Here is a 13,314-nt window from a genome sequence, read left to right as displayed (position 1 = left end):
ATAAGCTAATGCTTGCGTTCGCTAATCACATGGCGGGAGGAGATCTGCGCGATGGCGCGAAAGCCTGACTTGGCGTTGAAAAAGCAGGCAAAACAGTCGAGATCGATCGCGACCGTCACCGCCATCGTCGAGGCGGGTACTTACATTTTGCGTCGTGGCGGCCTCACCGATTTCACCTCGAACAAGGTCGCCGAGCGCGCCGGAGTCAATGTCGCGTCGTTCTACCAGTATTTTCCGAACAAGGAGGCGCTGCTGTTCCACATCGTACAGCGCATCTGGGAGGAGCAGTTCGCACGCCTTGAGCCTATCCTGACGAGCTCGACCGGTAGTCCCGCGCTGCGCCTGCGGACATTCGTGCAAGAGCTGATGCTTGTAGAGGCGGAGGAGGTGGAGTTGCGGCGTGGGCTACGCGCTGCCTCGGTGGAGCTTCGGGAAACGCCGGAGTTCAAGGCCATGCTCGCAAGAGGAACGACGTTGTTTCATACGTTCCTCTCCGATGCTCTGGGGGAGCGCCTTCCGGACGCCCTGGATTTTACGATCGAAACAGTCACCACACTCATCACCAGTTTCACTGAGCGTGCGACAGACGAGGAGCGACCCAAAGAAGAGCTTTTACGTCAAGCGGACTTCTTGGCCGATTTGCTCATCACTTATTTCAAGATCTATGAGGCGGTGTGACAAACGGAGCGCATCCCGCGACTTCAATAGAGACGCCGATCGGCTATCTCACCCGATGGCGGATGATGTTGGCGAGGGACAGGCTCACGGCCGGCCGGAAGCCGCTCGGCACGTTGCCAAGACCCTCGGCTGCAAATCCGAGAACGCCTTCAACACGACGTTGCGGCGGGTCGTCGGCTGCGCTCCCCGTCGCTACGCCCGCGCCCAGCTGTGAGTGTTGTCATCCCAGTCTGATGACCATCAGGCGACGCACGGTTGAGCATCCGTTCGGAACTGGCGTTTTGTACAGCCCTGGGGGCGGGGCAGCCGCCGACAGCTCGCCGGGCAGACAACAAAATCCATGGCCCATCACGCACAAAGGCCGGCGCAAGGCCGGCCTTTGATGGCGCCCGGCGCATCGACGGCGCCAGCGCTCGATCCGACGCGGCTCAATAGCGCCCGACGATCGGGCCGCCCCAGCGATAATTGACGCGGGCGGTGACCATATCGGTGTCGCCGCCGGTGTGTGCAACACCAGCGAAAGTGCCGGTCGAGGTCAAATAGAAATCGACATCCTTCCGGCCCATGAAGATGTGATCATATTCGACCGCCATCGACCAATTCGGCGCGAAGCCGTATTCGACGCCGGCGCCGACCGTTGCACCCCAACGCTCGACGTCATCCGTGGCTGCGACGATCCCCAAGACCGGGAGCGACACGTCATATTTCGTGCTGGTGATTGCCGCGCCGCCCTTGGCGTAGAGCAGGGCGTTATCCCACGCATAGCCGATCTGGCCGGTGAACAGTCCGAACGCTTTGAGCTTGGAATTGTCGGAGAGCTGGAAGGGAAAGAACGGAGGCGCCACCACAAGATTATTGTGGCTTCCGCTCAAATCAGCCCAGTCGCCCTGGGCCTCAAGCCCGAACACCCAGGTCCCGGTCTGCCAGCGATAACCGATCTGGCCACCCGCGATGCCGCCATCGGCGTCGTGGCTGCCGAGATCAAAGCCGCCAATGGTGCTCCACTTGTCGTGCGTGGTTCCCCAGCCGCCATTGGCGCCGATATAAAACCCGCTCCAATCGTAGATCGGCGCCACATAGGCCGGCGCCTTGGTGTACGTCCGGGCCGGAAGATCGGCCGCAACCGCAGGAGCAGCGGCCGCACTCAACGCGATCAAACCAGCAGTCCCCATCAGAAATTTCTTCATCTCAAAATCTCCCCTCGTCGTCTGCCCGTTAAATCCTCGTATGTCCCGCAGCAAATGCCAGCAGCGCGAGCGCCGGTGGGTCGGATGCGTCAATCAGAATATACTCGGCATCCGTGCAAATTTCCGTCGCCGAAAAGCAACACTTGCGCGCCAAGTGCTGGCCGGAAGGTCATGATTTGTTTGGCGTATTGGGACACCACCGGCAGCCCGGGAGGGCGTCGGGCGGCGTCATCGGCATCCCCAATATTGTCATCAATTGAGGCATTGGAGTTGCATGAGAGCAGGAAATCGCGTCGCCATCATGATTTAGCTCTTGATCGAGAACAAAGAAAGAACATAGCTTGGCGATCGGTGGATAACGCAGGATCATCAGCTCGCGGCACGGCGAGAACGTATAGCGTCCGCGCAGGATGATTTCGGCGGATCGGCGATGGCGGCGCTCGCATTCAGCGGCAGCCGCCGTTCGGCGTGCAATCTGATTCGGCGCGTGAATCTGATCTGATAGTTTCGACAGTGGAGAGCGGTAATGGCGGGAAGTGTGAACAAGGTGATTCTGATCGGCAATCTCGGGGCCGATCCGGAAATCAAGCGGACCCAGGACGGGCGGCCGATTGCCAATCTGCGCATTGCGACCTCGGAAACCTGGCGCGACAAGAACAGCGGCGAGCGCAAGGAAAAGACCGAGTGGCACCGCGTGGTGATCTTCAACGAGGGCCTGTGCAAGGTCGTCGAGCAATATCTGAAGAAGGGCGCCAAGGTTTATATCGAGGGCGCGTTGCAGACCCGCAAATGGACCGACAAGGATAATATCGAGCGCTATTCGACCGAAGTGGTGCTGCAGGGCTTCAATTCGACGCTGACCATGTTGGACGGCAAGGGCGGCGGTGGCGGCGGCTATGGCGCGGATGATTCCGCAGGCGGCGATTTCGGCTCGAGCAGCGTCTCGGCGCCGGCACCGCGCCGCGCTGTCGCGGCCCCCAGCCGCAGCAACGACATGGATGACGACATCCCGTTCTGAGCCGACGCGGGACGACCTCCGGGCGGCCCCTGACCGGGGCCGCCGTGACATCACCGCGCCATCAGCGCGCCGAGCAGCAGCAATTGCGAGGCGCCAAATAGCGAGCCGAAGATCAGCTTGTTGTGGCGGGCGAGCCAGCGTGGCAGGAAGATGTCGAAATTGTCGGCGCGGTCCTCCGTGTAGCAAGCGGCGAGCGCGGTCAGCGGGCAGCGCATCCGGTTCACCAGCAGCACGATCACTTCGCCCCAGACGAACAGGCTCATCCACAGCGCGGCGGTGAGTTCACCGAGCTGCGTGGCGATCGGAATCGCCACGATCGAACTGGCGAAAAAACCCCAGATCGCAGTGTGCAGCGCGCGGATCGTGGTCAGCGCGCGCGCTTTGGCATCCGCAGATTGGTTTTGATCCGGCGCGGTCACGCCGGCGCGGCCGGTTCTTCGAGCTTCGTTGCCGAAATCTTGTCGATCCGGCGGCCGTCGAGATCGAGAATTTCGAAGCGCCAGCCTTGATAGTCGAAGCGGTCGCCGACGCCGGGCAGGGCGCCGAAATGCTGCAGCACCAGGCCTGCGACGGTGTGATAGTCGCGATGCACCGGCACCGGCACCGGCAGCAGATCGCCGAATTCGTCGACTGGCATCCAGCCCGAGACCAGATAGGAGCCATCGTCGCGGCGGACGAAGGCGGGCTCGGCCGGGCCCTGTTCGGTACTGAAGGCGCCGACGATCGATTCAAGAATGTCGGCGGTGGTGACCACGCCTTCGAACGCGCCGTATTCGTCATAGACCAGCCCCATATGCACGCTTGCTTTGCGCAGCGTGGCCAGCACGTCGCGGGCATCGGCCGATGAGGGGATCACCGGCGCGTCGCGCACCAGGCTGCGCAGATCGGGCTTCTCGCCGCGCAGATAGGCGCCGAGCACGTCCTTGGCCTGGATGATGCCGATCGGATCGTCACGGTCGCCGTCGGTCGCCGGCAGCCGGGAATGCGGGCTGTCGCGGAGGATTTCGCAGACTTCGTCCCAGGAATCGGTGAGGTCGATCAGATCGACCTCGGGCCGCGGCGTCATCACCGCGCCGACCGGCCGATCGCCGAGCCGCATCACGCCGGCGATCATTTCCTTTTCGCCGGGCTCCAGCACGCCGGCGGTTTCGGCCTCGCGTACCAAAGTGTGGATTTCGTCTTCCGACACTCTGTCTTCGGTGGCGCCGCCCTGGCCCAGCAGTTTCAGGATCGCCCGGCCGGAAATATCCAGCACGAACACCAGCGGCAGCGAGAGTTTGGCGAGCCACGCCATTGCGGGGGCGACCTTGACGGCGACCGCCTCGGGATCGCGGAGCGCCACCTGTTTCGGCACCAATTCGCCGACGATCAAGGTCGCATAGGTGATCAGCGTGACGACCAGGCCGAAGCCCAGAATATCGGCGGTGGCGCTCGGTACGCCGTGTTCGCCCAGCCAGTCGGTCAGCCGCAGCCCCAACGTGGCACCGGAGAACGCGCCCGACAGCACGCCGACCAGAGTGATGCCGATCTGCACGGTCGAGAGGAATTTGCCGGGCTCCGAGGCCAGCGCCAGCGCCTGCCCGGCGCCGGGGACGTTCCGCTGCACCAGCACTGTGAGACGTCCCGGACGGGAGGAGACGATCGCCAGTTCGGACATGGACAGCAGCCCGTTGACGACGATGAGAACGATGACGATTGCGAATTCCAACGACAACATGGCGCGTGCGCCGCCCCCCTGCATCTGGTCCGAAGCAAGATAGATAGGGAGTCCGGCCGGCAAACGTAACTATCGGCCCATCGCAGCGATCCGAGGCAACTGCATCAATCAGATGAGCGGATTGGTGAAAATAGCTGATGTAAAACGCTATTTTTCGACTTCGTCGCGTTTGGCCTGATCCCACAGCGCGTCCATTTCGGCCAAAGTGGCGGCCTCGGGCTTGCGGCCGCGCGCCGCCAATTGCCGTTCGATATAGCCGAAACGGCGCTCGAATTTGGCGTTGGTGGAGCGCAGCGCCATCTCCGGATCGGCGCCGGTGTGGCGCGCCAGATTGACCAGCGCGAACATCAGATCGCCGGTCTCGGCGGCGATCTCGGCCTTGTCGCCGCGATCGAGCGCATCCTCGATCTCGTCGGCTTCCTCGCGGATCTTCTTCAGCACCTCGCGCGGATCGTTCCAGTCGAAGCCGACATTTGCGGCCTTGCGCTGCAACTCCATCGCCCGGCTCAGCGCCGGCTGGCCGGGCTTGACGCCGGCCAGTACCGAGCCGGCCGGATTCGGGGCGGGCTCGGCCCGGCGCGCCGCGCGGTCGGCTTTTTCCTCGGCCTTGATGCGGTCCCAGACGCCGGCGACATGGGCCGGCGCGATCCGGCCCTCGGCATCGGCAAACACATGAGGGTGGCGCCGGATCATCTTGGCGCAGATCGCCTCGACCACGTCGCCGAACGAAAACACCGCGCGCTCCTCCGCGATCCGGGCATGGAACACGACCTGCAACAGCAGGTCGCCGAGCTCGTCGCGCAGATCGTCGAGGTCGTTGCGCGAAATCGCTTCGGCGACCTCGAAGGCTTCCTCGATGGTGTAGGGCGCAATCGACGCGAAATCCTGCTCCAGATCCCACGGGCAGCCGGTGCCGGGGGTGCGCAGCTGCGCCATGATCTCGAGCAGGCGGGCGATATCGCGGGAAGGGGTCATGAGCTGCCTGACTGTGGACGCGGTTCGGCTTCTATGCCGCAAGGCGCCGCCACGGCCCAGCGAAAATCGCCATGGCTGGCCGTCGCTGGCGGCATTTGGCGGCGACCGCCAGCGGTGCTATGGCCAGCGGATGAGCCAAGATATTCAGGATCAAACCGCGCTGGTGCTGTTCTCCGGCGGACAGGATTCGGCGACCTGCCTGGCCTGGGCGCTGTCGCGCTTCGCCCGGGTCGAGATGCTGGGCTTCGACTACGGCCAGCGCCACGCCATCGAACTCGATTGCCGCGACCGGCTGGTCGAGGGCCTACGCGCGATCAGCGCCGACTGGGCGCAAAGACTGGGCGAGAGCCATACGCTGGCGATTCCGACGCTCAGCGCGATTTCGGACAGCGCGCTGACCCGTGACGTCGCGATCGCGATGGGCGCGGACGGTCTGCCCAACACCTTCGTCCCCGGACGCAATCTGATCTTTCTCAATTTCGCCGCGGCCCTGGCCTATCGGCGCGGCATCGCCGACATCGTCGGCGGCATGTGCGAGACCGACTATTCCGGCTATCCGGATTGCCGCGACGATACTATCCGGGCGCTCAACCACGCGCTCAATCTCGGCATGGCCAGGAATTTCCAACTGCATACCCCGCTGATGTGGCGCGACAAGGCCGCGACCTGGCAGCTGGCGCATGATCTTGGCGGCAGCGCGCTGGTCGATCTGATCCGTGAGCATTCCCACACCTGCTATCTCGGCGAACGCGGCGCCCGCCATGAATGGGGCTATGGCTGCGGCCAGTGCCCGGCCTGCCAGCTGCGCGCCAAGGGCTGGCGGGAATATGCCGCCGTGTCTGGCTCGAACCCATCAGTCGGATGATGAGCTGACCGGGCGCACCAAGCTCAACGTCATTCCGGGGCGCGAGGCCGCAGGCCGAGCGAACCCGGAATCTCGCGACAAGGCACAAGCGGCAAGATTCCGGGTTCGCTCGCAGCTATCGCTGCGCGCGCCCCGGAATGACGAGGTTCCTCGGTTCGGGCGATGGAACGCGCCAGAAAACAGCGCTAGACGCTGTGCAGCCGCGGCTTGGCCAGCACGCTCTGGGCGATCAGCACCGGGCAGTCCGGCTTGTGCTTGATCTCGTCGCCGGTCTGCAGCCAGGGCACCGAGGCGTCGCAAATCTTGCAATGGTTGCGGGCGCCGCCATCTTCCTCGGAGACGATCTCGATCGCCGTCTTGGTCAGGGCCGTGGCGATCTTGCGGATCTCTTCGGCGGAGGTGTCGATCATGGCAGTGTTCCGTGATTGTCGAGGCGCTTCATGCGGGCCAAGACGACGATATTGACGCCGTTCCGGCCGTCTTGCAACGGAGCAAACGTGCGATTCCCCACAGGCGGCGAAACCGCGCGGCATGGCGGCTGGTCCGGTAGCGTGCTAGCCTTTCGATTATTGTCCGGCCCGCCATCATCGACCAGCCCCAGCCCCGAGCCCACTCCCAGGCCGACCGAACAGGTGTCATGACGAAATCGGCACGCCCCGTCTGGTTCGGTTTGATCACATTGCAGCGCATCGGGTCGGCATTCGCCGCCGTGCTGGTGATCGGCGCCGCCGTTGCCGGCCGGGCGGCGGACGATCCGGTCCCGGCGCCGGACAAGCTCGCGCGCATTACCGGGTTTTTCCGCCATGAGGTCGACGCCAGCAGCTTGCCCGGCGCGGTGGTGCTGATCCAGCAGCACGGCAAGCCGGTCTATCTGAAAAGCTTCGGCGTCCGCGACGTCGCCACCGGCGCCGCGATGACGCCCGACACCATCTTCGCGCTGCATTCGATGACCAAGCCGATCACCAGCGTTGCCGCGATGATGCTGATCGATTCCGGCAAATTGGCACTGGCCGATCCGGTGGCGAAATTCATCCCGGCCTTTGCCGACCTCAAGGTCGGCATCGAACCGATGTCCGCGGACGGCAAGCCCGCGCTCGCATTGGTGCCGGCTAACCGGGCGGTGACGATCGAGGATCTGCTGCGCCACACCTCCGGCATCACCTACGAATATATCGGCGGCGAGCTGATCGAACAGGCCTATCAGGACGCCCATATTTTCGACGGTCCCTTCGACAATGCGGCGTTCGCCGAGCGGATCGCCCACCTGCCGCTGGCGCGGCAACCCGGCACGCTGTGGCGATACGGACATTCGACCGACGTGCTCGGCCGCGTCATCGAAATCGTGTCCGGCCAGACGCTGTATCAATTCGAGCGCCAGCACATTTTCGATCCGCTGGGCATGACCAGCACCAAATATGTGCTGGAGAGCGCCGAGGAGCGGGCGCGCATGGCGGAGCCATTGCCGAGCGATGAAATTCTGGTTCAGTCCGAGGCGCTGCGCCGCGCCCATCCGCAATGGCAGTCCGGCGGCGGCGGGCTGGTCTCGACCATCACCGACTATGCGCGCTTTGCTCAGATGATCCTCAAGGGCGGGCAACTCGACGGCAAACGCTATCTGAGTCCGGCCGCCTTCAAGGCGATGACCACCGACCATATCGGGCCTGGCTCCGGCGTCGACCGCGACTATTTCTATTATCCCGGCGACGGTTTCGGCTTCGGCTATGGCTTTGCGGTGCGCACCGGTCCGGGCGAAGCCAAACCGCCGCCGCCGGGCTCGATCGGCGAGCTGAAATGGGATGGCGGTAGCGGCACTTACTTCGGCGTCGATCCCAAGTTGGACATGATCTACATCTTGATGGAGCAGACCCAGACCGAGCGCGGCCGCATCACCGCGGCCTTCAGGCAATTGGTCTATGACGCGTTTGCGACGAGCGAGTGACCCGACAGGTCAGCTTTGAGGACGTCGTCCTGCTGCGCGGACACGCTTCTCAGCTCGCGGTCATTCCGGGGCACGAGGCCGCAGGCCGAGCGAACCCGGAATCTTGCGGCAAGGCACAGCGCTTCAGCGAGATTCCGGAGCACGCGCAGCCGAGCTGCGCGTGCCCCGGAATGACGGCATCCCTTGTTGCAAGCGCATCAACCCACTTGAAAAGCTAACCCGCGAAATCCTCGGCGGCGAGCACGATCGGCTGGCCATGCGGGGTGCGGTCGGCGGCGTGATCCCAGGCGTCGCGATAGCGATGCAAGGTGTCGGAGGTGGCGACGCCCTTGTCGGCGACCAGGCGTTCCAGCGTCGCCAGCCAGTGCCGGTAATAGGTCTCGCCGCTGTCGGGATCGCCGGCCGCCTGGGCGCGCTTGATCTCGGCCGCCAGCGCCGCCGCCCATTCGCTCCAGCTGAACACGCCGCGCTGATGCAACGCCAGCGCCATGGCGAAGGCATGAGCCTCCCACGGTTCGCGGAACACCGGCCCGTCATCGTCGCGCGGCAGCTCGGGCAGGGCGTTGGCCGCGTTGAGCGCGGCGTGGGCGTCGAGCGCCATTACGCCGGCTCCAGATAGGATTCCCAGGCGTCGACCGAGATCGTCGCCGACGCCTCGCCATCCGCGCCCCATAATTCGCGACCGTCGAACACCACGGTATAGAGCCATTGCGGATCCTCGCCGGCGCCGCGGGCGTTGCTGTCGGCAAACACATGGGCGCCATGGACCAGCTCGATCACGCCGACATGGCCGCGGACATAACGCGGCAGCCGCGTATGGGTCGGCGGATGAATATCCTTGGCCCGGACCCGGTCGCCGACCACGAAGCGGGCCGGGTGACTGGCGGCGCGCGTGGTCGGCGCGCCGCGGCGCAGCATCGGCGCGACATCGTCGGCCTGCAGCACCGGCACCTTTTGGCGCGGATGCAGCGGCTTGGCGGCCGCGATCTCGTCGGGCGTTACCAGCTCGCGCTCGGCCATCAGACGCTCCAGCCCGGCCAGCCAGATCTCGAAATAGCTCTTCGAGAGATAATCCTGCGGCGGGCGGTTCTCGCGAGCAAAGCGCGACATGTCGATATTCCAGCCGCCGGGCCGCGCCATCGCCAGCGTCAGCGCGAAGGCGCGGCGCTCCCATTCGGCGTGAAACCACGGCTCGTTCGGCTCCGGCACCACCGGCCCGAAACCGGCGACGCCGCCCATGTCATGCGCGCCGTCCATCAGCCGGCCCCCGGCGTTTTGGCCAGGCCGGTGCCGATCATGCTGTCGCGGGTGACCAGCTCGGCCAGTTGCTGTTCGCTCCAGCCTTCGGTGCCCGCAGGCCGCATCGGGATCACCAGATAGCGGATCTCGGCGGTGGAATCCCAGACCCGGATCGTGGTCTGGTCCGGCAGCGTCACGCCGAAATCGGCCAGCACGGCGCGCGGCTCCTTGACGGCGCGTGAGCGGTACGGCGCCGATTTGTACCACACCGGCGGCAGGCCCAGCACCGGCCACGGATAGCAGGAGCACAGTGTGCACACGACCATGTTATGGGTCTGCGGTGTGTTCTCGACCGCGACGATGTGCTCGCCCTGGCGGCCCTCATAGCCGAGCTCGCCAATCGCCGCGGTGCCGTCGGCCTTTAGCCGCGCGCAAAATTCCGGATCGACCCACGACTTCGCCACCACGGCGGCGCCGTTGCGCGGGCCGACCTTGGTCTCATAGGTCTCGATCAAGAGATCAAGCGCGGCGGGATCGACATAGCCCTTTTCGGTCAGCACCGATTCCAGGGCGCGAACCCGCAGCTCGGTCTCCGACAATTCGGAATGGTCGTGATGATGGTCGTGATGGTGTCCGCTCATGACGCCAGCATAGCGGGGAAATTGTTGCGCTGTCGAGCCGGGGCTCTGCCAGCCTGGCGCGAACAAAACATCAGGGAGCGAGGGCGTTGGCAGGCGCAAACCGTGGTTCGATGGACGCCGAGCCCCAATTCAGTCGCCGCTCAGCGCGCTGCCGAGGCCGACGCCGATAGCGAGCACCAGACTGCCCGCCGCCGCATAGGCCAGATATTCCCAATGGCCGCAGAACAGCGGCGAGGCGGTGCAGACATCCACGGCCCAGCCCGTTCCGTAATAGATCTGGCCATGCGCATTATAGAAGATCGCCGCCGCTGCGCCGAGCACAAGCGCCGCTAGAGCCAATAGTGTCGACAATTTCGCGTCCCCCGAATCGATGAAATTGTTGCCGGCTCAATCGCTTTCACCATTGATTTCAATCAATAGCATCAAGTTTGTTGCGGCGCGGTGAAATCTGCCGCGGAGCCAGAGCGGTTGCTGAGCCGATCGCCGGCGCGTTAAGGTCGCGCAAACGGCAGCGAGGGTCCCGATGATCACGACAGTAGTGCAATTTCATCTGGCGACGCCGATCAGCCTCGACGAGGCAACCCGCCGCTTCGAAGGCAGCGCGCCGAAATATCAGAAGCTGCCGGGGCTGATCCGCAAATACTACATCCGCTCCGAAGACGGCCGCAGCGCCGGCGGGGTGTATCTGTGGGAATCGCGGCAGGCCGCCGAGGCGGTCTATGGCGGCGAATGGCGCGACCGGGTCGCCAAGCTCTACGGCGCCGAGCCGGTGATCGCCTGGTTCGACACGCCGGTGATCGTCGACAATCTGATGGATGGACAGATCACGGTCGACGCCGCGGCGTGATCGTGGCCATCTCTACCGCCACATCCCGCGCATCCGTGCGCCGATGTCGATGCGCGGGCCCTGCCGGGCCGCGACGGCTGCGCTGGCGGCGGCGAGCGGCCAACTGACCCGTTCGAACAGTCCGAGCAGCCGGTCGGGGATGAAGCGGCTGCGCGAACCATAGACGTGACGGTCGCCCTGGGCGTTCTGGCCGTGGGTGAAGAAGCGCTGCGGCACCACCAGGTGCAGATCGTCGCGGGCGCGGGTCATCGCCACATAGAGCAGGCGGCGCTCCTCCTCGATCGCCGCCGAGCTGCCGGTGCCGAGATCGGACGGCATGCAGCCGTCGACCACATTGAGCACGAACACCGATTTCCATTCCTGGCCCTTGGCCGAATGGATCGTCGACAGGATCAGATAGTCCTCGTCCAACAGCGGCACGCCGGCCTGGTCCGAGGTGGCGTCGGGCGGGTCCAGCGTCAGCTCAGTGAGAAAACGCTCGCGCGACGGATAGCCGCCGGCGATCTGCTCGAGCTGGATCAGATCGGCGCGGCGCGTGGTCGCGTCCTCGTGCAGACGCTCGAGCTGCGGCTCGTACCACAGCCGCGCGCGTTCCATCTCGGACGGCCAGCCGGCGCGGCCGCTGCGCAACTCAGTCACGGTCTCGACGAAGCCGCGCCAATCCTCGCCGGCACGCGGCGGCGCGGGGGCATCAATGAGCGCGGCAATCGGATCGGCGGTCGCAGCGATGAAATCCAGCGCCTTCTGCGCCGAGCCGGGGCCGACGCCCGGCATCAGCTGCATCAGCCGGAAGCCGGCGACGCGGTCGCGTGGGTTCTGCACAAAGCGCAGCAGCGCCAGCATGTCCTTGATATGCGCGGCGTCGAGGAATTTCAGCCCGCCGAATTTGACGAAGGGGACGTTCCGCCGGGTCAGCTCGATCTCCAGCGGCCCGGAATGCGACGAGGTGCGGAACAGCACGGCCTGTTGCTTCAGCGTGGCGCCGCCTTCGCGATTGTCGAGTATGCGCTCGACGATGTAGCGCGCCTGATCGGCCTCGTCGCGGACGCCGACCAGCTGCGGCCGCGCGCCCGACGCGCGATCGGTCCACAGATTCTTGGTGAAGCGCTCGGCCGCCAGATCGATCACCCCATTGGCGGCGGCGAGAATGGATTGCGTCGAGCGATAGTTGCGGTCCAGCGTGACGATGCGGGCAGGCGGGCTGAACTGGCCGGGGAAATCAAGGATGTTGCGCACGGTGGCGGCGCGGAACGAATAGATCGACTGGGCGTCGTCGCCGACCACGGTGAGGCCGGCGCCGGACGGCTTCAGCGCCAGCAGGATCGACGATTGCAGGCGGTTGGTGTCCTGATATTCGTCGACCAGCACGTGGTCGAAGCGGCCGCCGATCTCGTCGGCCAGCGCCGGCTCGGCCATAGTCTGGGCCCAGTACAGCAGCAGATCGTCGTAATCGAGCACGTTGTGGCGCTGCTTGGCCTCGACATAGCCGGCGAACAGCGATTTCAATTCGGCGGACCAGCCGGCGCACCATGGAAACGAGGCGCCCAGCACCTGGTCCAGCGCGGTCTCGGCGTTGACGCAGCGCGAATAGATCGCCAGACACGTGCCCTTGGTGGGAAACCGGCTCTGGGTTTTGGAAAAACCGAGCTCGTGGCGCACCAGATTCATCAGGTCGGCGGAATCCTCGCGGTCGTGGATCGTGAAGGCCTGATCGAGCCCGATCTGCTCGGCATGTTCGCGCAGCAGCCGCGCGCCGATGCCGTGGAAGGTGCCAGCCCAACCCAGCGCCTGGGTCATGACGCCGGCGCCATCGCCGATCACCTTGCGGGCGATCCGCTCGACCCGGCGCGTCATTTCGTTGGCGGCGCGGCGCGAGAATGTCATCAGCAGAATCCGCCGCGGATCGGCACCATTGACCAATAGATGCGCGACGCGATGCGCCAGCGTATTGGTCTTGCCGGAACCGGCGCCGGCGATCACCAGCAGCGGGCAGGCGGCCACGACACCGACGCCGTGTTCGACCGCCAGCCGCTGCTCCGGATTGAGGCCGTCCAGATAGGTTGCGGGCAGGGACACCAAACGACGCCTGTGTGATGGGACCGCTGACGGTCCCTGATTCCTGCTTTGTTCGCAATGCCAATCACAAGCCGACCAGGCGGCTGGCCGATATTCGCGCAGCGCAGCAAGATGTTCGCGCAGCGCGGGTCT

Annotated in this window: 15 protein-coding genes; 5 read left to right on the top strand and 10 right to left on the bottom strand. The window is 64.9% G+C overall.

The window, feature by feature from the left end:
• Positions 1-51: 51 nt before the first annotated feature.
• Positions 52-678 (top strand): TetR/AcrR family transcriptional regulator, encoded by a 627-nt coding sequence (locus RBJ75_RS05605; protein WP_044406498.1) that lies wholly within the window; start codon positions 52-54, stop codon positions 676-678.
• Between the two features lie 428 nt (positions 679-1,106).
• On the opposite strand, the gene RBJ75_RS05600 is transcribed toward RBJ75_RS05605, so the two are convergent.
• Complete coding sequence (locus RBJ75_RS05600; RefSeq protein WP_044406499.1) at positions 1,107-1,865, bottom strand: outer membrane protein; 759 nt, start codon at positions 1,863-1,865, stop codon at positions 1,107-1,109.
• A 526-nt stretch (positions 1,866-2,391) separates the two neighbouring features.
• On the opposite strand from RBJ75_RS05600, the gene RBJ75_RS05595 reads away from it, so the two are divergent.
• On the top strand, positions 2,392-2,883 hold the full coding sequence (locus RBJ75_RS05595) for a single-stranded DNA-binding protein (RefSeq protein ID WP_044406500.1): 492 nt from the start codon (positions 2,392-2,394) through the stop codon (positions 2,881-2,883).
• A 50-nt stretch (positions 2,884-2,933) separates the two neighbouring features.
• Here RBJ75_RS05595 and RBJ75_RS05590 read toward each other — a convergent pair whose 3' ends face one another.
• From RBJ75_RS05590 to mazG, 3 genes are all read right to left on the bottom strand, one after another.
• On the bottom strand, positions 2,934-3,302 hold the full coding sequence (locus RBJ75_RS05590; RefSeq protein WP_044406501.1) for a hypothetical protein: 369 nt from the start codon (positions 3,300-3,302) through the stop codon (positions 2,934-2,936).
• On the bottom strand, positions 3,299-4,600 hold the full coding sequence (locus tag RBJ75_RS05585; RefSeq protein WP_044406502.1) for a hemolysin family protein: 1,302 nt from the start codon (positions 4,598-4,600) through the stop codon (positions 3,299-3,301). The genes RBJ75_RS05590 and RBJ75_RS05585 overlap by 4 nt, the downstream gene beginning before the upstream one ends.
• A 147-nt stretch (positions 4,601-4,747) precedes the next feature.
• Positions 4,748-5,575 carry a nucleoside triphosphate pyrophosphohydrolase gene (mazG, locus tag RBJ75_RS05580; RefSeq protein ID WP_044406504.1) on the bottom strand — a complete coding sequence of 276 codons (828 nt, stop codon included), beginning with the start codon at positions 5,573-5,575 and terminating at the stop codon, positions 4,748-4,750.
• A gap of 130 nt (positions 5,576-5,705) precedes the next feature.
• Between mazG and queC the strand changes: the two genes are divergently transcribed.
• On the top strand, positions 5,706-6,440 hold the full coding sequence (queC, locus tag RBJ75_RS05575) for a 7-cyano-7-deazaguanine synthase QueC (protein WP_044406506.1): 735 nt from the start codon (positions 5,706-5,708) through the stop codon (positions 6,438-6,440).
• A gap of 185 nt (positions 6,441-6,625) precedes the next feature.
• On the opposite strand, the gene RBJ75_RS05570 is transcribed toward queC, so the two are convergent.
• The gene (locus RBJ75_RS05570) at positions 6,626-6,850 is read right to left on the bottom strand and encodes a DUF3222 family protein (RefSeq protein WP_044411973.1); all 225 of its coding nucleotides are present in this window, start codon (positions 6,848-6,850) and stop codon (positions 6,626-6,628) included.
• Positions 6,851-7,077: 227 nt separating this feature from the next.
• Between RBJ75_RS05570 and RBJ75_RS05565 the strand changes: the two genes are divergently transcribed.
• Positions 7,078-8,379, top strand: coding sequence for a serine hydrolase domain-containing protein (locus RBJ75_RS05565; protein WP_080901042.1), 1,302 nt, complete (start codon positions 7,078-7,080; stop codon positions 8,377-8,379).
• Positions 8,380-8,593: 214 nt separating this feature from the next.
• Here the strand turns inward: RBJ75_RS05565 and RBJ75_RS05560 are convergent, their stop codons facing one another.
• From RBJ75_RS05560 to RBJ75_RS05545, 4 genes are all read right to left on the bottom strand, one after another.
• A complete protein-coding gene (locus RBJ75_RS05560) occupies positions 8,594-8,980 on the bottom strand; it encodes a nitrile hydratase accessory protein (RefSeq protein WP_044411976.1) in 387 nt (128 codons plus the stop codon).
• Complete coding sequence (gene nthB / locus RBJ75_RS05555) at positions 8,980-9,636, bottom strand: nitrile hydratase subunit beta (RefSeq protein ID WP_044411977.1); 657 nt, start codon at positions 9,634-9,636, stop codon at positions 8,980-8,982. The genes RBJ75_RS05560 and nthB overlap by 1 nt, the downstream gene beginning before the upstream one ends.
• The gene (gene nthA / locus RBJ75_RS05550; protein ID WP_044411978.1) at positions 9,636-10,259 is read right to left on the bottom strand and encodes a nitrile hydratase subunit alpha; all 624 of its coding nucleotides are present in this window, start codon (positions 10,257-10,259) and stop codon (positions 9,636-9,638) included. The genes nthB and nthA overlap by 1 nt, the downstream gene beginning before the upstream one ends.
• A 129-nt stretch (positions 10,260-10,388) precedes the next feature.
• Positions 10,389-10,610, bottom strand: coding sequence for a hypothetical protein (locus tag RBJ75_RS05545; protein ID WP_044411981.1), 222 nt, complete (start codon positions 10,608-10,610; stop codon positions 10,389-10,391).
• Positions 10,611-10,782: 172 nt separating this feature from the next.
• Here RBJ75_RS05545 and RBJ75_RS05540 point away from each other — a divergent pair, with 172 nt between their 5' ends.
• Complete coding sequence (locus tag RBJ75_RS05540; protein WP_044411984.1) at positions 10,783-11,106, top strand: YdhR family protein; 324 nt, start codon at positions 10,783-10,785, stop codon at positions 11,104-11,106.
• A gap of 12 nt (positions 11,107-11,118) precedes the next feature.
• On the opposite strand, the gene RBJ75_RS05535 is transcribed toward RBJ75_RS05540, so the two are convergent.
• Positions 11,119-13,182: an ATP-dependent helicase gene (locus RBJ75_RS05535; RefSeq protein ID WP_044412013.1), complete on the bottom strand. Its 2,064-nt coding sequence runs from the start codon at positions 13,180-13,182 to the stop codon at positions 11,119-11,121.
• Positions 13,183-13,314: the final 132 nt, after the last annotated feature.

The organism is Rhodopseudomonas sp. BAL398, assembly GCF_033001325.1.
Lineage (GTDB): Bacteria > Pseudomonadota > Alphaproteobacteria > Rhizobiales > Xanthobacteraceae > JARJEH01.
The sequence above is the reverse complement of the archived record's forward strand: the minus strand, read 5'-3'. Positions and strand labels throughout refer to the sequence as shown.

What these genes read in the sequence shown, in the direction of transcription:
- RBJ75_RS05570 (WP_044411973.1), bottom strand. Translation starts at nt 6,850, where the DNA reads ATGATCGACACCTCCGCCGAAGAGATCCGCAAGATCGCCACGGCCCTG.
- nthA (WP_044411978.1), bottom strand. Translation starts at nt 10,259, where the DNA reads ATGAGCGGACACCATCACGACCATCATCACGACCATTCCGAATTGTCG.
- RBJ75_RS05595 (WP_044406500.1), top strand. Translation starts at nt 2,392, where the DNA reads ATGGCGGGAAGTGTGAACAAGGTGATTCTGATCGGCAATCTCGGGGCC.
- RBJ75_RS05540 (WP_044411984.1), top strand. Translation starts at nt 10,783, where the DNA reads ATGATCACGACAGTAGTGCAATTTCATCTGGCGACGCCGATCAGCCTC.
- nthB (WP_044411977.1), bottom strand. Translation starts at nt 9,636, where the DNA reads ATGGACGGCGCGCATGACATGGGCGGCGTCGCCGGTTTCGGGCCGGTG.
- RBJ75_RS05565 (WP_080901042.1), top strand. Translation starts at nt 7,078, where the DNA reads ATGACGAAATCGGCACGCCCCGTCTGGTTCGGTTTGATCACATTGCAG.
- RBJ75_RS05600 (WP_044406499.1), bottom strand. Translation starts at nt 1,865, where the DNA reads ATGAAGAAATTTCTGATGGGGACTGCTGGTTTGATCGCGTTGAGTGCG.
- queC (WP_044406506.1), top strand. Translation starts at nt 5,706, where the DNA reads ATGAGCCAAGATATTCAGGATCAAACCGCGCTGGTGCTGTTCTCCGGC.
- RBJ75_RS05605 (WP_044406498.1), top strand. Translation starts at nt 52, where the DNA reads ATGGCGCGAAAGCCTGACTTGGCGTTGAAAAAGCAGGCAAAACAGTCG.
- mazG (WP_044406504.1), bottom strand. Translation starts at nt 5,575, where the DNA reads ATGACCCCTTCCCGCGATATCGCCCGCCTGCTCGAGATCATGGCGCAG.
- RBJ75_RS05585 (WP_044406502.1), bottom strand. Translation starts at nt 4,600, where the DNA reads ATGTTGTCGTTGGAATTCGCAATCGTCATCGTTCTCATCGTCGTCAAC.
- RBJ75_RS05560 (WP_044411976.1), bottom strand. Translation starts at nt 8,980, where the DNA reads ATGGCGCTCGACGCCCACGCCGCGCTCAACGCGGCCAACGCCCTGCCC.